The sequence below is a fragment of the Micromonospora sp. GCM10011542 genome, from assembly GCF_042650685.1.
GTDB lineage: Bacteria > Actinomycetota > Actinomycetes > Mycobacteriales > Micromonosporaceae > Micromonospora.
Map to the genome: position 1 here is coordinate 83814 of NZ_JBHSBO010000059.1, position 18849 is coordinate 102662.

Consider the following 18849-nt stretch of genomic DNA (forward strand, 5'->3'; position numbering starts at 1 on the left):
GCCCGCCGGTACGCGGCGCGTCGCCCGCCGATCGGCGGCCCGGCGGGGTCAGCCGGCGGTGACGACCCCGGCGCGGGCGTCGAGCGCCTGCCGGTAGAGCCGGCCGGCCCGGTACGACGAGCGCACCAGCGGCCCGCTCATGACGCCGGCGAAGCCGATCTCCTCGGCCTCCTCGCGCAGCTCCACGAACTCCTCCGGCTTGACCCAGCGGGTCACCGGGTGGTGGCGGGGCGATGGGCGCAGGTACTGGGTGATGGTGATCAGCTCGCAGCCGGCCTCGTGCAGGTCGCGCAGCGCCTGGGAGACCTCGGCCCGCTCCTCGCCCATGCCCAGGATGAGGTTGCTCTTGGTGACCAGGCCGTCGGCGCGAGCCTGTCGGATCACGTCGAGCGAGCGCTCGTAGCGGAACGCCGGCCGGATGCGCTTGAAGATGCGCGGCACCGTCTCCACGTTGTGCGCCAGCACCTCCGGGCGCGAGCCGAAGACCTCGGCGAGCTGCTCGGGGACGGCGTTGAAGTCCGGGATGAGCAGCTCGACGCCGCAGCCGGGCTGGAGGGCGTGGATCTGCCGGACGGTCTCGGCGTACAGCCAGGCGCCCCCGTCGGGCAGGTCGTCACGGGCGACGCCGGTGATGGTGGCGTAGCGCAGCCCCATCGAGACCACCGACTCGGCCACGCGGCGCGGCTCGTCGGCGTCGAACTCGGCGGGCTTGCCCGTGTCGATCTGACAGAAGTCGCAGCGCCGGGTGCACTGGTCGCCACCGATGAGGAAGGTCGCCTCCCGGTCCTCCCAGCACTCGTAGATGTTGGGGCAGCCGGCCTCCTGGCAGACGGTGTGCAGCCCCTCGCGCGAGACGAGCCCGCGCAGCTGGGTGTACTCCGGCCCCATCTTGGCCTTGACCTTGATCCACGGCGGTTTGCGCTCGATCGGCGTCTCGGCGTTGCGCGCCTCGATCCGCAGCAGGCGCCGCCCCTCGGGGGCTGCCGTCGCGGTACGCGCTGCCTGGCCGGTCGTCGGCGCGGAGTGCTCGATCGTCACAAAACCGAGCCTACGCCCGACGGCGGCCGTCAATGTGCGTCGGGCGACCGGCGTCACGCCCCAGCGCTTGTGACGCCCGCCACCCGTGTGCTGAAAACCGGCGTTACATTCGCCGCCGGCCGGTGCTACGGTTCCCGGCAACAGCGATGACGGAGCCGAGTAGCGCGCCGACCTCGCCAGTGCAGAGAGCCGCCGGTGCTGAGAGGCGGTCTGGCGCCGGCGCGTGAAGACCCTCCTGAGCTGCGGGAAGAACGGCCGCGGGTAAGGAAGGGCACCTTCTTACCGCCTCTGGTAGAGGAAGGGCCCCCTGTTAACGCCTCGCGGCCCAGTAGAGCCCGCCCGGCTGGCCCCGGTCATCAGGCGACGAACGAGGCCCCCGCTCGCGGGGGCGAAGGTGTGGTGGCACCGCGAGGTTCCCGCTCGCCCACACCTCCCTGGGCTCGCGTTGCGATGATCAAGGAGGTAGCCACCGTGCAACGCGTCCTCTCCCACCAGCTCATCCACCATGTCGGCGCCCCCGTGCGGGTCGCCGGGTGGGTGCACCGCCGCCGGCTGCTCAAGTCGGTGGCCTTCCTCATCGTCCGCGACGCCGCCGGCTTCACCCAGGTGGTGGTCACCGACCCTGCCGTCCGCGCCCAGGTCGAGGCGCTGCCCGAGGAGACCGTCGTCGAGGTGGTCGGCACCCCGGTGGCGAACGCGACGGCGCCCGCCGGGGTCGAGCTCACCGACCCGACGGTACGTCCGCTCGGCCCGCCCGCCGTGCCGCCGCCGTTCGACCTGTACCGGCCGGCGCTCACCGCCAGCCTGCCCACCCAGCTCGACCACGCGCCGGTCGCGCTGCGCCACCCCACCCGGTCGGCCGCGCTGCGCGTCTCGGCGGCCGCGGTCGCCGGGTTCCGCGCCGCGCTCGACGCCCGGGACTTCGTGGAGATCCACACCCCGAAGGTGGTCGGCTCGTCCACCGAGAGCGGGGCGAACGTGTTCGGGCTGGACTGGTTCGGCCGGCCCGCGTACCTGGCCCAGTCGCCGCAGTTCTACAAGCAGCTGATGGTCGGCGTCTTCGAACGGGTCTACGAGGTCGGGCCGGTCTTCCGGGCCGAGCCGCACGACACCGTCCGGCACCTGGCGCAATACACCTCGCTCGACGCCGAGCTGGGCTTCGTGGCCGACCACAGCGACGTGATGCGGGTGCTGCGCGACACGCTGGCCGGGATGCTCGACAGCGTGACCGGGCGGGCCGGCGCGGCGCTGGCCACCCTCGGCGTGACCGCGCCGGAGGTACCCACGGAGATCCCCGCCGTGCACTTCACCGAGGCGCTGAAGATCGCCGGGGCGCCTGCCGACGAGCCGGACCTCGCCCCCGCCCACGAGCGGGCGCTGGGGGAGTGGGCGCGGGCCGAGCACGGCTCCGAATTCCTCTTCGTCACCGGCTACCCGATGGCGAAGCGGCCCTTCTACACCCACCCGGACCCGGCCCGGCCGGCGTACTCCAACGGGTTCGACCTGCTCTTCCGAGGGCTGGAGCTGGTCACCGGCGGGCAGCGGCTGCACCGGCACGCCGACTACCTGGCCGCGCTCGCCGCGCGCGGGGAGCCGGTCGAGCCGTACGCCGGTTACCTCGACGCGTTCCAACACGGCATGCCGCCGCACGGCGGATTCGCCATCGGTCTGGAACGCTTCGTGGCCCGGCTGGTCGGCGCGGCCAACGTCCGGGAGGTCACCGCCTTCCCGCGCGACCTGCACCGCCTCACCCCGTAGTGCCTCAAGCAGGGGCCCCTTCTTAACACGTCCCGGTTAGCAAGGGGCCCCTGCTCTACCGCACGCGTTAACAGGGGGCCCTTCCTTACACCTCGGGCGCGAGCGGGAGCTGGCGCTTGTGGTCGGTGGCGCGGTAGCGGGCCACCAGCTTCTCCTCGACCTCCGCGGGGACCGGCCGCCCCTCCAGGTAGTCGTCGATCTGCGCGTACGTCAGGCCGAGGGCGTCCTCGTCGAGCCGGCCCGGGGCGAGGGTCTCCAGGTCCGCGGTGGGGGCCTTGCCGACCAGCTCGGCGGGAGCGCCCAGCGCCTCGGCCAGCGCGCGGACCCGGCGCTTGGTCAGCCCGGTCAGCGGCACGACGTCCGCCGCGCCGTCGCCGTGCTTGGTGAAGAAGCCGGTGACCGCCTCGGCGGCGTGGTCGGTGCCGACGACCAGCCCGTCCGTCGCCCCGGCGACGGCGTACTGGGCGATCATCCGCTGCCGGGCCTTGATGTTGCCGTGCACGAAGTCCCGCTGCCCGGCGTCGCGGAAGGTGAGCCCGCCCGCCTCCAGCGCGTCCAGCGCGGCGTCGCTGGCCGGCTTGACGTCGACGGTGAGCACCCGGTCGGCCCCGATGAAGGCCAGCGCCGCCTGGGCGTGGTGTTCGTCGGCCTGCACCCCGTACGGCAGCCGCATGGCCACGAAGGTGGCCTGGTGGCCGGCGTCGCGAGCCCGCTCGACGGCCAGTTGGCAGAGCCGGCCGGCGGTGGTGGAGTCGACGCCGCCGCTGATGCCGAGGACCAGGGTCCGCAGCCCGGTGTCGACGAGCCGGTCGGCGAGGAAGACGACGCGTCGTTCGATCTCGGCGGCGGCGTCGAAGGCCGCCGGCACCTTGAGGTCCTCGGCGATCCGCTGCTGAGTCGACAGGACGTCGGTGACGTCGGTCATCGGGGGCCTTTCCGTCGGCGGCGGTGGTCTCGGCGGCAGCCGGCTCGTCAGACCTCGACGAGGGTGGACAGTCGGCGCTCGACCGCCGGCAGCACGTCGGCGACGGTGACCGGGCGGCCCAGCTCGGCGGTGAGCGAGGTGACCCCGGCGTCGCGGATGCCGCACGGCACGATCCGGTCGAAGGAGGTCAGGTCGCAGTCGCAGTTGATCGAGAAGCCGTGCAGGGTGACGCCCCGAGCGACCCGGATGCCGATGGCGGCGACCTTGCGGGCCGGCCCGCGGTCGTCCTCCGGCACCCAGACCCCGCTGCGCCCCTCGACCCGGCCGGCGCTCAGGCCGAACTCGGCGCAGACGTCGATCAGCAACTGCTCGGTGCGGCGGACGTAGGCGACCACGTCCACCGGGTCGGGCAGGCGCAGGATCGGGTAGCCAACGAGCTGCCCCGGCCCGTGCCAGGTGATCTTGCCGCCCCGGTCGACGTCGACCACCGGGGTGCCGTCCGTCGGCCGGTCCCACGGCTCGGTGCGCTTGCCGGCGGTGTACACGCTCGGGTGCTCCAGCAGCAGCACGGTGTCGCCGCGTTCGCCGGCCACCACCGACTCGTGCAGCCGGCGCTGCTCGTCCCAGGCCGCCCGGTAGTCGAGCAGGCCGGCGCGTACGGCCGTCAGGCCGGGGGTCGTCGTGGTCACGGCGTCCAGCCTAGTCCCGCCACCGGCCGGAATCCCTGGTGAGTCGGCTCACCGCGCTCGGCCGGCCGCCGCCGGTGGGCGTGCCACCCGGCGGCGCCGGTCAGGCGGGCGGGACGCGCCAGACCCACACGTCGTCGACCCGTTGCGGCTCGCCCAGCAGGGCGGTGGCGGTACGCCGGACCGTCTCCTCGTCGACGTCGAACTTCGCGCCGTGCACCGCGTCGGGCAGCACCACCGTCTCGACGCGCCAGTACCGCAGGTCGGTCTCGACCTCCCGGCGCGTGCCGTCGGTGATGGTCGGCACCAGTCCGGTGCGGCCGGCCTGGTCCATCAGCGCGCTGAAGAGGCGGGGCACCGGGCCGATCCGGCCGCGCCCGTCCGGTCCGCCGGGGCCGAGGAAGAACCCGGCCGGGATGGCGAACTCACCCTGCCGGTGCGAGAGCGCGTACGCCTGCCAGCGCTGGCCGTCGGGGTAGATGTCGATGGTCAGCGGCACCGGCGTGAGCACGCCGCCCGGGGAGACGTACTGCCGCCAGGTGCCGGCCGTGATGAACCGCGGCACGGGTTCCCGTTCCTGGGTCAGCAGCGGCGTGGGCACCAGCGGCAGCAGGGCCGCCGCGAAGCCCAGCGTCCACGCCAGCTCCGCGGAGCGGTGCCGGGGAGGGTCCGCGCGCAACTGGTCGAGGGTGTACGCCAGGAGCACCCCGATCACCGGCGCGACCACCAGGGCCAGCCGGGCGGGCAGCGCGGCGTTCACCACCGGCAGCTGCCCGATCAGGTCGAACGGCATGGGCAGGTCGGTGCGCCGATCGTCGATTTTCGCGACCGGCCCGAAGGAGAGCACGCTGAAGATCAGCGCGGTGGCGCCCAGCGCCCAGAGGGTCGCCCGCCGGCCCGCGTCGGCCCGCCGCCACAGCGCGACGAAGCAGACCACGGAGAGCAGCAGCAGTGGAACGCCGAAGAACGAGTTCTCCTCGGTGGGATTCGGTGCCAGCGCGGTACCCAGCCCGGCCTCGCCGGCCAGCGAGCGGAGCGGGAACGCGCCGAACGCGGCGATGTCCTCGGAGTGGACCACCGGGTCGAAGCCGGTGCCGTGGTAGCGCTGCGGCCCGGCGAAGTGCAGCCACAGCGGGTACGCGAGCAGCACCCCGGCCACCACCGCGGTCACCCCGAGCCCGCGCAGGAAGTTGGGCAGCGCCGCTCGGGCCTCGGCCCGCCGGGCCGGGTGCAGGGCCCAGACGGCGAGGAACACGCAGAGCGCGAGGGCCGTGAAGAAGAGCGCTTCGGCGGCGATCGAGAAGGCCACCGCGACCAGCACGCCCAGGATCACGCCGTCGCGGATCCAGTGCCCGGGCCGGCGCAGCGCGAAGAGTCGCCACACCAGCAGTGGCACCAGCCACCCGGCGGTCCAGTTCAGGTGGGCGTTGGCGTGCGACACCATGCCGGGGGAGTACGCGATGAACAGGCCACCGACCGCCGCGGCCAGTCGCCCCCGGACCAGGTGCCGGGAGAGCAGCCAGTACCAGGCCACCGCGGTGGCGGCGAGGTTGAGCGTCAGGATGACGAGGAAGGTCGCCGGCGGCCCGATCAGGTACGTGAGCGGGGCGAAGACCACCGCGTACACCGTGATCGACGTGTTGACCGCGAGGTTGACCCCGTCCGGGACGTTGATCAGGTGGGTGAAGAGCGGGTTGTCCCCGTGGGTAACCGCGTGCCCGCCGAACGCCAGCAACCACTCGAAGAGCGCCTGGTCGCTGGAGTTGACCGTGATGGTGCGCAGGTTGGGGTTTCGCCACAGCCCGCTGGTCACCCAGACGGCGAGCGCGAGCGCCACCAGCACGACGAGCAGGTCGGCCCGGCGGTCCCGGGCGGCGCGCGGCGGGGGCGCGGGCCTGGTGGCCAGGGACGGGGAGGAGGGCACGCAGCGGACGTTACCAACCGGACCTGGACCGGCCGGTCAGACACGGAACCTTCGGGCGTACATCCGGCTGGGACGCGGCCGAACTGGCCGCACACCTCGACCATCATGAATGTGTGAGCGTGGCCCATGTCACACCCCGGACGCGCGGACGTAACGTCGCGGCAATTCGACCGTGACCCAGTTCACAGTCCGCCCCTCAGGAGGCCGCCATGCGCCGCTCCTCGTCCCTGTCCACCCGGCTGGCCGGTGCGGTCGCCGGGCTCCTGCTCGCCGTCGCGGGCCTGGTCACCCTCGCCGCTCCCGCCCAGGCCGCCGCCCTCACCCAGGTCACCAGCTTCGGCTCCAACCCGGGCAACCTCGCCATGTACGCCTACCGGCCGGACAACCTGCCGGCCAACGCGCCGGCGGTGGTGCTGCTGCACGGCTGCACCCAGAACGCCGCCGGCTATTTCGCCAACTCCGGCTGGCAGAAGTACGCCGACCAGTGGAAGTTCGCCCTGATCGTGGCGCAGCAGTCCAGCGCCAACCAGTCGCTGAGCTGCTTCAACTGGTACACCGAGGGGGACATCAGCCGCGGCCAGGGCGAGGCCCTGTCGATCAAGCAGATGGTCGACCACGCCAGGAGCGCCTACGGCACCGACGCCGACCGGGTCTTCGTCTCCGGGCTCTCCGCCGGCGGGGCGATGAGCGCGGTCATGCTCGCCACCTACCCGGACGTCTTCGCCGCCGGCTCGGTCATCGCCGGGCTGCCCTACCGCTGTTCGCCGCCGGCGTCGACCAGCACCTGCCAGTACAGCGGGGTGGACAAGTCCCCGGCCACCTGGGGTGACCTGGTCCGCGCCGCCTACCCCGGCTACACCGGCCGGCGTCCCCGGGTGTCGATCTGGCACGGCACCTCGGACACCACCGTCGTCCCGGCGAACGCCACCGAGTCGCGCGACCAGTGGACCAACGTGCGCGGCGTTTCGCAGACCCCGAGCAGCACCGCGTCGCTGCCCGGCGGGACCAGCCTCGAGGTGTACGGCAACGACGACGTCCGCCTCTACCGGGTCTCCGGCATGGGCCACGGCACCCCGGTCGACCCGGGTCCCGGCGCCGACCAGTGCGGCAGCACCGCCGCGTACTTCCTGGACACCATCTGCTCGACGTACCGCGACGCGCTCTTCTTCGGCCTGAACGGCGGCGGCACCGACCCCACCACCCCGCCGCCCACGACCACTCCGCCGCCCGCCCCGACCTGCGTGACCGCGACCAACTACGCGCACGTCACCGCCGGCCGCGCCTACCAGTCCGGCGGCTACGCCTACGCCAACGGCTCCAACCAGCGGATGGGCCTCTACAACACCTTCTACAGCAGCACGCTCAAGCAGACCGGCCCCAACTACTGGGTCGTCGGCTGCTGACCCGCCCCTGCCCCACCCCTCGGGACCGGGGGTGGGTCAGGCGGTCAGGGCGGCGTGCAGGGCGGTGGGGAGGTCGGGGTGGTGGTACTGGAAACCGGCCTTCGTGAGCACTCCGGGGAGGACGCGGGTGCTGGTCAGGGCCTCGTGGGCGAAGCCGCCGAGGGCCACCTTGAGCGCCAGCGCGGGAATCGGGATGATCGCCGGGCGGTGCAGCTGCCGAGCCAGCTCCCGGGTGAACTCGGCGTTGGTGACCGGCTGCGGCCCCACCACGTTGACCGGGCCGGCGAGGTCGTCGCGGCCCAGCAGGAACCGGACCGCGCCGAGCCAGTCCTCCATCGAGATCCACGGCAGCCACTGCCGGCCGCTGCCCAGCCGGCCGGCGATGCCAAGCTTGAACGGCAAGAGCTGCGGCTTGAGCAGTCCGCCGTCGCGGTGCAGCGGCAGGCCGGTACGCAGCCGCACCACGCGTACCCCGGCGTCCTCGGCCGGCCGGGTCGCGGCCTCCCACACCCGGCAGACGTCGGCCAGGAAGCCCTCCCCGGCCGGCGCGTCCTCCTCCACCACACGGTCGCCGGTGTTGCCGTACCAGCCGACCGCCGAGGAGTTCAGCAGCACCCGGGGCCGGTCGGCGGCCGGCAGCCCGGCGATCGCCGTCGCCAGCGTGGTGGTGCTGTCCACCCGGCTGGTGCGGATCAACCGCTGGTAGGCCTCGTCCCAGCGCTTGTCGCCGACGCCGGCGCCGGCCAGGTTGACCACCGCGTCCGACCCGGCGACCACGGCCGGGTCGAGCTGCGCCGCCGCCGGGTCCCACCGCTGTTCCCGCCCGTTACGCGGCTCCCGGCGGACCAGCCGGGTGACCTGGTGCCTGTCGGCGGTGAGCCGGTCGCTCAGCCGGGTGCCGAGGAAGCCGGACGCGCCGGCCATGAGGATCCGCATACCCCCATCTTCGCCCAGAACGCCGCCGGTGGATGCGCGGGACGGTCGACGTCACCGACGCGGAGCGCCCCCGGCGAAGAAATCTGCGCGGATTCAGCCAAGGTCGAGGAGATAGCAGGTCAGCGAGGGGTCCAGGCGCCGAAAAAGGCTGCGCCGCGCATTCTGCGGCCGTCGTGTTTTCGCAGGTCAGAGCGAACGTGAATACGTTGTTCGCAATTGCTTCCGGCGTCGATCTGGCTGACGATGAGCCATCCGAGTGCGCCCCCGAATGGCGGGTGTGGCGCTCCCTGCCCGCGGTGGGGCCGACCCCTGAGGAGGAACCATGCCGATCCTGGTGACCGGAGCGACCGGGACCGTCGGAGGCAGCCTGGTCCGGCAGTTGCTGGCCGCCAACCACGAGGTACGCGCACTGACCCGTGATCCCGCGTCTCCGGCGGCCGCCGCCCTGCCCCGCGAGGTGGAGGTGCTGGCGGGCGACTTCGCCCGGCCGCACACGCTCGCCCCGGCGCTGCGCGGCGTGACCCGCATGCATCTGGTGGCGATGGACGGGTACGGGCCGCTGACCACCGGCCCGGAAATCCTGGAGTTGGCCCGGCAGGCCGGTGTCCGGCGGATCACCCACCTCGGCCACAACGACCCGAGCCGGGCGGACGACGACCCCATCGAGGCGCCGCACCGGCCCCTGCACCGCGCCATCGAAAACTCGGGCCTGGACTGGACGCACGTCTTCCCAGGCGAGTTCATGGCCAACACCCGGGACTGGGCGGCCGGCATCCGGGCCGAGGGGGTGGTCCGGGCGCCGTTCGGGGACTGGAACAGCGCGCTGGTCCACGAGGCGGACATCGCCGAGGTCATCCTGGCCGCGCTCACCGAGGAGGGCCACGCCGGGCGGGTGTACCAGCCGACCGGCCCGGAGCCGGTGCGCCGCCGCGACGCGGTGCGGATGATCGGCGACGCCATCGGGCGGCCGGTGCGGTTCGACGAGCTAACCCCGGACCAGGCCCGCGAGCACTGGAGGGACCTCTATCCCGCCGAGGTGATCGAGTGGTTCCTGGAGATGGGGCAGCATCCCGACGGCAACGCCTGGGTGGCCCCGGACGTCGAGCAGGTGACCGGCCGCCCCGGGCGCACGTTCCGGCAGTGGGCCGCCGACCACGCGGACGACTTTCGCTGACGGCACCCGGGGCGGCGCGACCGGTCAGGCCACGCGGGCCGGCCGCAGGTCGGCCAGCAGCCGCTCCACCTCGGCGTACGCCTCCGTGCTCAGCGGCCCGAGCGTCAGCGTGGCCAGGTTCTCCTCGGCCTGGGCGACCGTGCGCAGGCCGGGGATCGGCACGGTACGCGGGCTGCGGGCCAGCAACCAGCCGAGCGCGCCCTGGGCCAGGCTGCGTCCGTCCGCGGTCAGCGCCTCGCGCACCTGGTCCACCCGGGCCGCCCAGCTCGGCGTCGGCCGGCCGTCGGTGAACCACTGGAGCCACTCGGGCGCCCGTCCGCGCACATCGTCCGCGCCGACCGCCCGGGTCGAGCCGGTGAGCAGCCCCATCGCCAGCGGCCCCCGGTTGAGGCTGGCCAGATCGTAGGTGTCGCAGACCGCGAGGACGGCGGCGTTGTCCCGCAGCACCGACAGGTCGTGCTGGATGGCGGCGCAGTGCGCACCGGCCGCCGCGAACGCCTCCGCCGACGCCGGGTTGTCGGTGCTCCAGCCGTACGCGCGGATCTTGCCCTGGCCGACCAGGTCCTCCAGCGTGCCGACGAGGTCGAGCGCGGCGGGCACCGGCAGCTCGTTGATGTGCAGCTGGTAGAGGTCGACGTAATCGGTGCCGAGCCGGCGCAGGGAGTCCTCCAGGCTGCGTACCGCGAACGCCGGGCTGGCGTCGGTGCCGACGGCCCGCCGGGTCGCCTCCTCGCTGACGTTGCCGAACTTGGTGGCGATCACCGCGCGGTCCCGGCGCCCGGCCAGCGCCCGGCCGAGGATGCGCTCGCTGTGCCCGGCGCCGTAGTTGCTGGCGGTGTCGAACAGGGTCACCCCGAGGTCGAGCGCCCGGTGGATGGTGCGGATCGACTCGTCGTCGTCCACCTCACCCCAGCCGAACGGCTGCCCGCCGTCGCCCCAGAGCGGTCCGCCGATCGCCCAGCACCCCATCCCGATCGCGCTCACCTCGATGCCGCTGCGTCCCAGCGTCCGTGTCATGGTCATGTCGTCCACTCTCGGACCTGGAGCGCGCTCCAGGTCAAGCACTAGCATCTCGGGACATGAGCGGTTACGCCCCGTCGGAGGCAGCCCGACGCAGCGGCTTCAGCCTGGACACCCTGCGCTACTACGAGAAGATCGGCCTGCTCAGCGGCGTGGGCCGGACCCCGGGCGGCAAGCGGGTCTTCACCGACGACGACCTGAGCTGGCTGGTGCTGTTCCGCTGCCTGCGCGACACCGGGATGCCGATCGCGCAGATGTGCCGCTACGCCCAACTGGCCCGCGAGGGCGAGCACACCGCCGGCGAGCGGCGCGAGCTGCTGGAGCGGCACGCGGCCCAGGTCGAGGAGCAGATGCGTCTGCTCCAACGCCAGTACGACCACCTGCGGGAGAAGATCCGCTTCTACGAAGGGTGACCGGCGGGCCGGCGCCTGGGCAGCGCGCCACGACCTCCCTCAGTCAGGGCGCTTCACGGCGTGCAGAGTCACCAACTCGTCCAGGCCGGCGAAGTCGTTCGCATGATGGAGCCAGAGTCGTTACGCAGCTCGCGCTGGGTGATCTCGCGAGGAGCATGCTCGGCCACGACAGCAGCGTAACGGATGGGCTACAGAGTGCTACACCCGGCCTCGTTCAGGCGAGGTAGTAGCGGGGCCAGTGGGTCGAGCGCGTCGGCACGGACCACGAAGCGGGTGATGCCCCAGCGGCGCCGATGCTCAGTGACCGCCGCGACGATCTCGTCCTCCGTGCCGATCAGCACGAACGGTGTGGCGAGCACCTCGGCGACGCTGAGGCCGGTCTCCCCAGCGGTCTGCGCGGCGGCGGCCTCGGCGTCGTCGGTCACCACGACCTGCTGCACCAGCGCCTCCAGTGCCGGGGGAGTCTCCCGCCCGGCCGCGCCGGCCGCGACCTGCGTCAACTGCGCTTCGAGGTCGGCTGCCCGCCAGCGCACCTCATGGGCGTGGCCGTCGGGGAGGGTACGACCGAAGCCGGTGAGCCCGACGACGTCCGCGTGCGCCCCCGCCCAGCGCAGGAGGGTCGTGTTCGCCGTGCCCACGGTCAGTGGGATCCGGGGCTGCACCGGGCGGGGCCGGTCCAGCAGGGCGCCGCGTACCACCAGGTCGGGGGAGTCCACGGTGACCTCCTCGCCGTCGAGCAGGGCGCGGACGGCCTCGGTGACCGCGATGCAGCGGCGTACCCGGGCGGCCACGTCCGGGCGCTCGCGACCCACCGCCCGCCACTCGGCCGGGGTGTGGCCGGCGCCGATGCCGAGCCGGGCCCGCCCGGCGGAGAGCAGGTCGAGGGTGGCCACGTCGGCGGCGAGCAGTGCCGGCTCCCGCACACCCGCGTTGCTGACGTACGAGCCGAGCCCGAGGGTCGAGGTGACCGTCGCCGCGGCGGCCAGGGCCACGAACGGCGCGGCGACCACCCCCGGGTGGTCGCCGACGAGCAGCGCGTCGTAACCGGCGGACTCGGCCCGTCGGGCCAGCTCGCACCAGCTGGCGGCGTCGGTGGGGCTCGCCTGGATCGAGAAGGTGACCATGGGCCCAGCCTGCGGGGCGGGGGACCGGAAGGCCAGCTGACGACCGCCGATTCTGCCAACGGGAGAAGCGACGGCCCGGTAACCATCACGGGGTGGTCGGTTCGTCCGGTTCCGAGATATGCCAGCGGGCGCGCCAGGCGGCCTCGTTCGCCTCGTGCGTGGTGCGCTCCTGGAAGACCACGTCCCGCAGGGCGTGCCGCGACCCGGACAACACCAGCACCTCCACGGCCACCAACCCGACACAGATCGCCGTGACCAGGGCCAGCGTGCCCAGCGCCGGCAGGCGCTGCCCGATCGGCAGGGCCACCACCAGCGCCACCAGCACCCCGATCCGGGTCCACGTCACGGTGTGCAGGGTGCGCAGCTGGAACAGCAGGTTGACGGCGAAGTAGCAGATCACCCCGCCGAAGAGCATCGGCACCGCCGGCCCCTCAATGCGTTCGGCCAGGCCGCCGGCCGGGTCCGTGATCGTGTGCAGGATCTCCTCGCTGCCGATGGCGAACAGGATGATCCCGGCGATCATCGGCAGGTAGAGGTAGGCGTACGCGTCGCGGGCCATCGCCACCCGGGGGGCGCCCTCCGCGGCGTGCAGGGCGATCCGGGCAGCCGGGCCGATGAAGTCGAAGTGTGCCCACCACAGGGCGGCGGTGAAGATGATCCCGAGCGTGGCGGCGGCCACCGCCGGCCAGGTGACCGGCTTGCCGATCAGGTTGCCGCCCACGCCGACGGAGATCACCGACTCACCCAGCGCGATGATCAGGATCAGGTCGTAGCGTTCGGTCCAGTGTTCGGCGCTGGTCACGCCCCAACCCCAGGTGCCGACGATGAAGCCGGTGGCGTACTGCACGACGACCACCGCTATCCACAGGACGTCTCGGACCAGCGCGGCCCGGTCCGGGTCCCCGATCTGCGGCGGGATCAGCGCGGCGCCCAGCAGCAGCACGATGCTCGCCACCAGTTCCGGGGCGAACCGGCGCAGCTGCCGGCGCTCACTCGGGCTGTCCCGCACCACATGCTGGTAGAGGATGATGTGGACGGCCCGGACCACGACATAGCTGATGGCCACCAGCATCGGGCCCGCGGTGTTGCCGGGCTCCGGGTCGGTGAATGCCTGCGGCAGCGCCAGCGCGAACGCGAACAGGGCTGCCATCGCGACGACCATCAGCACCGGCACCCAGCCCTCGCCCAGGCGCACCCGGGTCGCGACCAGGCTGTGCACCACCCAGCACCACCAGAGCACGGCGAGCACCAGACCGGCGTGCATCAGTTGGCGGCCGGAGATGTTCGAGGCGGTGGCCCGGGTGATGATGAAGAACGAGAAGACGAAGACCAGGTCGAAGAAGACCTCGAACTTGTCCACCCGGGCGCCGGGGGCGATCGCGATGGCCGGCCCCAGTTGCCCACGCCGCCGGTAGCCGCCCACGGTCCCACTCTGGCAGCGCGTGGTCCCCCGGGGGCCGGAACGGGTCAGCCCACCGGGCGATGGCAGCCCGTCCGTCAGCAGGTCGACACCGGGCGCGGCGCACCCCGCGTTACCACCGGCCCGCGATGGGAAAGCGGGTGGACCGCGGCGCTCGGACAAGGACGGATCATGACTGCGAACGCACCGATCACGACACCGTTCAACCGTGACTCCACCGCCATGGAGGTGATCCGGGGGATCGACCTCGGCGGGCGGCGGGTGGTCGTCACCGGCGGGTCGTCCGGCATCGGCGTGGAGACCGCCCGCGCGCTGGCCAGCGCCGAGGCCGAGGTCACCCTCGCCGTCCGCAACACCGACGCCGGGCATCGTGCCGCCGACGACATCACCGGTACGACCGGCAACGACCGGGTGTTGGTCGCCCCGCTGGACCTCGCCGACCAGGGTTCGGTGGCCGACTTCGTCGCCAACTGGGACGGGCCGTTGCACATCCTGGTCGACAACGCCGGCATCATGGCCTCGCCGCTCACCCGTACCCCGCAGGGTTGGGAGCTGCAGTTCGCCACCAACTACTTGGGGCACTTCGCGCTCGCCACCGGGCTGCGCCCGGCGTTGGCCGCCGCCGACGGGGCCCGCATCGTCTCGGTCAGCTCCACGGCCCACCTGCGCTCACCGGTGGTCTTCGACGACATCCACTTCCAGCGTCGGCCGTACGACCCGTGGGAGGCGTACGGGCAGTCCAAGACGGCCAACGTGCTCTTCGCCGTGGAGGTCACCCGGCGCTGGGCCGACGACGGCATCCTCGCCAACGCGCTGATGCCCGGGGCGATCAAGACCAACCTCCAGCGCTACGTCAGCGAGGAGGAGATCGCCCAGATGACCGCCGGCAACGCGTCGTACTGGAAGTCCACCGAGCAGGGCGCGGCCACCTCGGTGCTGGTGGCCGCCTCGCCGCTGCTCGACGGCGTCGGTGGGCGGTACTTCGAGGACTGCCAGGAGGCCGGCCCGGTCAAACCGGGGGAGCGGCGCGGCGTCGCCGACTACGCGCTCGACCCGGAGGCCGCCGAACGGCTCTGGCAGGTCTCCGTCGACACGCTCAAGGGCTGACCCGCCCGCGCTCCGACGGCAACGACAAGGGCGCCCCGGTCGACGACCGGGGCGCCCTTTCGGCGGTACGGACGATCAGGCCAGGCCCAGCTCCGCCTCGAAGTTGCCGGCCTCCAGCCGCTCCTTGACCGCGGCCAGGAAGCGGGCCCCGTCGGCACCGTCGATCAGCCGGTGGTCGTAGGAGAGGGCCAGGTAGACCATCGACCGGACCGCGACGACCTCGCCCAGCTCCGGGTCGTTGACCACGACCGGGCGCTTCACGACGGCACCGGTGCCGAGCATCGCCGACTGCGGCGACGGCACGATCGGGGTGTCGAAGAGCGCACCCCGGCTGCCGGTGTTGGTCAGCGTGAAGGTCGCGCCGGCGAGCTCATCCGGGCTGATCTTGTTGGTCCGGGTGCGCTCGGCCAGGTCGGCGACCCGCTTGGCGATGCCACCCAGGTTGAGGTCACCGGCGTTGTGGATGACCGGCACCAGCAGGCCCCGCTCGGTGTCCACGGCGATGCCGAGGTGCTCCGAATCCGGGTAGGTGATCGTCCCACCCTCCAGGTCCATGCTGGCGTTCACGATCGGGTGCGTCTGGAGCGCCTCGACGGCCGCCAGGGCGAAGAACGGCAGGAAGGACAGCTTCACGCCGTGCCGCTGCTGGAAGGAGTCCTTCGCCTGCGCCCGCAGCTTGGCGATCCGGGTGACGTCCACCTCGATCACCGTGGTGAGCTGCGCCATCTCGTGCAGCGACTCGTGCATCCGCTTGGCGATGGCCTTGCGGATCCGGGGCAGCTTCTCGGTGGTGCCCCGCTTGCTGCTCGGCTGCGGCTTCGCGGCCGGCTTGGCGGGAGCCGCCGCGGCGGGGGCCGGCTGCGCCGCCGGAGCCGGCGCGGCCTTGGCGGCCTTCGCCTTCTCGGCCGCGTCGAGCACGTCCTGCTTGCGGATCCGGCCACCCACGCCGGTGCCGTTGAGCGCGGCGAGGTCCACGCCGTGCTCGCTGGCGAGCTTGCGTACCAGCGGGGTGACGTAGCCGGCGGCCTCCTCGCCGCCACCCTGGGCGGGAGCGGTCGGACGCTGCGGCGTCGGGGTCGGCGCGGACGGCTGCGCGGCACGCTCCGTCTTGACCGGCTCCGCGGCCTGCTCGGTCTCCGCGGCCGGCTCGTTGTACGACATGCCCGGGGTGGGCTCCTCCACCTTCGGCTCCGGCGTCGGCTGGGCCTTCGGCTCGGGCTTGGGCTCCGGCTTCGGCTCGGGCTTGGCCTCCGCCTTCGGCGCGGGCTTCGGCTCCGGCTTCGCCTCGGCCGGCGCGGCGCCCGCGGCACCGATGATCGCCAGCTCGGCGCCGACGTCGGCGGTCTCGTCCTCGGCGACCTTGATCTCCAGGACGGTGCCGGCGACCGGCGACGGGATCTCCGTGTCCACCTTGTCGGTGGAGACCTCCAGCAGCGGCTCGTCGACCTCGATGGTCTCGCCGACCTGCTTGAGCCAGCGGGTGACCGTACCCTCGGTGACACTCTCGCCCAGGGCGGGCATCTTCACCGCGGTGCCCTGGCCCGACGGCGCGGCGGCCGGGGCCGGTGCCTCGTCCTGGGCCACCTCGTCGGCGGTGCCCTCGGCGGCGGCCGTCGGCTCGGTGGCCGGCTCGACCTGCTCGGCCGGCGCCTGCTCCTGCGGAGCGGCCTCGCCGCCGCCGGCCGACTCGCCCTCACCGGCGATGACGGCGAGCTCGCTGCCGACCTCGGCGGTCTCGTCCTCACCGACCACGATCCGGCTCAGCACGCCCGCAGCGGGCGACGGGATCTCGGTGTCGACCTTGTCGGTCGAGACCTCAAGCAGCGGCTCGTCGACCTCGACGGTGTCGCCTTCCTGCTTGAGCCAGCGCGTGACGGTGCCCTCGGTGACGCTCTCGCCGAGCCGGGGCATGGTGACCGATACCGGCATGTTCTCCAGACTCCTTCATTCCCCTTGGGGATCTTCGCCCGTCGCCGGACGCCGCGGTTGTCGTGATCAGGCGTGCGAGTGCAGCGGCTTGCCGGCGAGGGCCAGGTGCGCCTCGCCCAGGGCCTCGCTCTGGGTCGGGTGGGCGTGCACGAGCTGGGCGACCTCCGCCGGGTACGCCTCCCAGTTGTAGATGAGCTGCGCCTCGCCGATCAGCTCACCCACCCGGGCGCCGACCATGTGGACGCCGACCACCGGGCCGTCGTCCACCCGGACCAGCTTCACGAAGCCGGTGGTCTTGAGGATCTGGCTCTTGCCGTTGCCACCGAGGTTGTAGTTGTGCGTCTTGATCTTGTCGGCGCCGTACTGCTCCTTGGCCTTCGCCTCGGTGAGGCCGACCGACGCCAGCTCCGGGTCGGAGTAGGTGACCCGCGGGATGCCGGCCTCGTCGATCACGGCCGGGTTCTGGCCGGCGATCTCCTCGGCGACGAAGATTCCCTGCTGGAAGCCGCGGTGCGCGAGCTGCAGGCCGGGCACGATGTCGCCGACGGCGTAGACGTTCGGCACGCTGGTGCGCAGCCGCTCGTCGGTCAGCACGTAGCCGCGGTCCATCTTGACGCCCTGCTCCTCGTACCCGAGGTTGGCGGTGTTCGGGCCGCGACCGACGGCGACCAGCAGCAGCTCGGCCTCGACGGTCTCGCCGCCGGCGATGGTCAGCTTGACGCCGTTCTCGGTCTTCTCGACCTTCTCGAACGGCTTGCCGACCTTGAAGTTGATCTTCCGCTTGCGGAACGCCCGCTCCAACGCCTTCGACGACTCCTCGTCCTCGGCGGCGACCAGGCGGGGCAGCGCCTCGACGATGGTCACGTCCACCCCGAAGGACTTCCACACGCTGGCGAACTCGACGCCGATGACGCCGCCGCCCAGCACGATCACCGACGAGGGGACCCGGTCCAGGGTGAGCGCGTGATCGCTGGTGATGATCCGCTCGCCGTCGACCTCCAGGCCGGGCAGGCTCTTGGCGTACGAGCCGGAGGCCAGCACGACGTTGCGGCCGGTGTAGCGCTTGCCGTCGACCTCGACGACGTTCTTGCCGACCAGCTTGCCGGCGCCGGCCACGAAGGTGATGTTCTTGGAGCCACCCACCAGGCCCTGCAGGCCCTTGTACAGGCGGGAGATCACACCGTCCTTGTACGAGTTGACGCCGGCCATGTCGATGCCGACCAGCTCGGCCTTGATGCCGAACTGCTCCGACTCGCGGGTCTGGTCGGCGATCTCCGCGGCGTGCAGCAGCGCCTTGGTCGGGATGCAGCCGTTGTGCAGGCAGGTGCCCCCGAGCTTGCCCTTCTCGATCAGCGCGACCTTCAGGTCCAGCTGGGCGGCGCGCAGTGCGGTCGCGTAGCCGCCGCTGCCACCTCCGAGGATGACGATGTCGAAGGTCGCTTCGTTCGGCTCGCTCACGTCCAACTCCCAGGTCGCGTCACTGCATCGGGGGTCACGATGGGGCAACAAGGACACACCCCACCTCGGTCATCTTGTCACCACTGGGCACAGGGTGCGTAGTGAGGTGCCCAACGACACGTCATCGACACGTACCCTTGGCACCGTTGTCGATGACAGAACATGGGGGAGTCCTCCGGTGGGGTTGTTCCGGCGCCGCAAGCAGGCGCGCGTGGTGAGCCGCGATCGCGCGGCCGACCGTGCCGATCTGGACCATCTCGAGAACTTCGTCCGCACCCGGCGTGGTGTCGAGGCGTTCATCGAGCCGCGCACCACGGTCACCGAGACCACGGTCATCCTGATCGCCGACGACGGCGAGTGGACCCGCCGGCGGATCGACGGCCCGGACGGCGCCCGGCGGTTCGCGTACCGGATGGGCATCCCGGTCTACGACGTGCGGCTGATGGGCTACCCGCAGCGGATGCGCGACTTCAACGAGCGCTGCAAGCGCCGGCCCGACCGGTACTGAGACGCAAGCAGGGGCCCCTTGTCAAC

Annotated in this window: 16 protein-coding genes; 6 read left to right on the forward strand and 10 right to left on the reverse strand. The window is 72.5% G+C overall.

Annotation, left to right across the window (positions count from 1 at the left end; genetic code table 11):
• Nucleotides 1-48 precede the first annotated feature (48 nt).
• Nucleotides 49-1038 (reverse strand): lipoyl synthase, encoded by a 990-nt coding sequence (lipA, locus tag ACFOW4_RS24980; protein ID WP_377531921.1) that lies wholly within the window; start codon nt 1036-1038, stop codon nt 49-51.
• Between the two features lie 471 nt (nt 1039-1509).
• Here lipA and aspS point away from each other — a divergent pair, with 471 nt between their 5' ends.
• Entirely contained in the window at nt 1510-2796 is a 1287-nt protein-coding gene (gene aspS, locus ACFOW4_RS24985; protein WP_377532123.1) for an aspartate--tRNA(Asn) ligase, read from the forward strand.
• An 85-nt stretch (nt 2797-2881) separates the two neighbouring features.
• On the opposite strand, the gene nadE is transcribed toward aspS, so the two are convergent.
• The 3 genes from nadE to ACFOW4_RS25000 all read right to left on the reverse strand — a co-directional run bounded on the left by nadE (nt 2882) and on the right by ACFOW4_RS25000 (nt 6331).
• Nucleotides 2882-3721 (reverse strand): ammonia-dependent NAD(+) synthetase, encoded by an 840-nt coding sequence (nadE, locus tag ACFOW4_RS24990; RefSeq protein WP_377531924.1) that lies wholly within the window; start codon nt 3719-3721, stop codon nt 2882-2884.
• A gap of 47 nt (nt 3722-3768) precedes the next feature.
• Nucleotides 3769-4410 (reverse strand): lipoyl(octanoyl) transferase LipB, encoded by a 642-nt coding sequence (gene lipB, locus ACFOW4_RS24995; protein WP_377531926.1) that lies wholly within the window; start codon nt 4408-4410, stop codon nt 3769-3771.
• Nucleotides 4411-4510: 100 nt separating this feature from the next.
• Entirely contained in the window at nt 4511-6331 is a 1821-nt protein-coding gene (locus tag ACFOW4_RS25000; RefSeq protein WP_377531928.1) for a DUF2079 domain-containing protein, read from the reverse strand.
• Nucleotides 6332-6540: 209 nt separating this feature from the next.
• Between ACFOW4_RS25000 and ACFOW4_RS25005 the strand changes: the two genes are divergently transcribed.
• Nucleotides 6541-7734: an alpha/beta hydrolase family esterase gene (locus ACFOW4_RS25005; protein ID WP_377531930.1), complete on the forward strand. Its 1194-nt coding sequence runs from the start codon at nt 6541-6543 to the stop codon at nt 7732-7734.
• Between the two features lie 36 nt (nt 7735-7770).
• On the opposite strand, the gene ACFOW4_RS25010 is transcribed toward ACFOW4_RS25005, so the two are convergent.
• Nucleotides 7771-8670, reverse strand: coding sequence for a TIGR01777 family oxidoreductase (locus tag ACFOW4_RS25010; protein WP_377531933.1), 900 nt, complete (start codon nt 8668-8670; stop codon nt 7771-7773).
• Nucleotides 8671-8992: 322 nt separating this feature from the next.
• On the opposite strand from ACFOW4_RS25010, the gene ACFOW4_RS25015 reads away from it, so the two are divergent.
• Complete coding sequence (locus tag ACFOW4_RS25015) at nt 8993-9844, forward strand: NAD(P)H-binding protein (protein WP_377531936.1); 852 nt, start codon at nt 8993-8995, stop codon at nt 9842-9844.
• A 24-nt stretch (nt 9845-9868) separates the two neighbouring features.
• Here ACFOW4_RS25015 and ACFOW4_RS25020 read toward each other — a convergent pair whose 3' ends face one another.
• Nucleotides 9869-10867, reverse strand: coding sequence for an aldo/keto reductase (locus ACFOW4_RS25020; RefSeq protein WP_377531939.1), 999 nt, complete (start codon nt 10865-10867; stop codon nt 9869-9871).
• A gap of 56 nt (nt 10868-10923) precedes the next feature.
• Here ACFOW4_RS25020 and ACFOW4_RS25025 point away from each other — a divergent pair, with 56 nt between their 5' ends.
• Nucleotides 10924-11277, forward strand: a complete 354-nt coding sequence (locus tag ACFOW4_RS25025) for a MerR family transcriptional regulator (protein ID WP_377531941.1) — start codon at nt 10924-10926, stop codon at nt 11275-11277.
• 188 nt (nt 11278-11465) lie between these two features.
• Here ACFOW4_RS25025 and ACFOW4_RS25030 read toward each other — a convergent pair whose 3' ends face one another.
• Nucleotides 11466-12401 (reverse strand): LLM class flavin-dependent oxidoreductase, encoded by a 936-nt coding sequence (locus tag ACFOW4_RS25030; protein WP_377531944.1) that lies wholly within the window; start codon nt 12399-12401, stop codon nt 11466-11468.
• Between the two features lie 85 nt (nt 12402-12486).
• The gene (locus ACFOW4_RS25035; RefSeq protein ID WP_377531945.1) at nt 12487-13824 is read right to left on the reverse strand and encodes a low temperature requirement protein A; all 1338 of its coding nucleotides are present in this window, start codon (nt 13822-13824) and stop codon (nt 12487-12489) included.
• A 168-nt stretch (nt 13825-13992) separates the two neighbouring features.
• Here ACFOW4_RS25035 and ACFOW4_RS25040 point away from each other — a divergent pair, with 168 nt between their 5' ends.
• Nucleotides 13993-14928, forward strand: coding sequence for an SDR family NAD(P)-dependent oxidoreductase (locus ACFOW4_RS25040; RefSeq protein ID WP_377531948.1), 936 nt, complete (start codon nt 13993-13995; stop codon nt 14926-14928).
• Nucleotides 14929-15003: 75 nt separating this feature from the next.
• Here the strand turns inward: ACFOW4_RS25040 and sucB are convergent, their stop codons facing one another.
• Together sucB and lpdA are read right to left on the reverse strand one after the other, a co-directional pair.
• Entirely contained in the window at nt 15004-16857 is a 1854-nt protein-coding gene (sucB, locus tag ACFOW4_RS25045) for a 2-oxoglutarate dehydrogenase, E2 component, dihydrolipoamide succinyltransferase (protein WP_377531951.1), read from the reverse strand.
• A gap of 66 nt (nt 16858-16923) precedes the next feature.
• Nucleotides 16924-18315, reverse strand: a complete 1392-nt coding sequence (lpdA, locus tag ACFOW4_RS25050; RefSeq protein WP_377531954.1) for a dihydrolipoyl dehydrogenase — start codon at nt 18313-18315, stop codon at nt 16924-16926.
• A gap of 178 nt (nt 18316-18493) precedes the next feature.
• Here lpdA and ACFOW4_RS25055 point away from each other — a divergent pair, with 178 nt between their 5' ends.
• Nucleotides 18494-18823: a hypothetical protein gene (locus tag ACFOW4_RS25055; RefSeq protein WP_377531956.1), complete on the forward strand. Its 330-nt coding sequence runs from the start codon at nt 18494-18496 to the stop codon at nt 18821-18823.
• Nucleotides 18824-18849 lie beyond the last annotated feature (26 nt).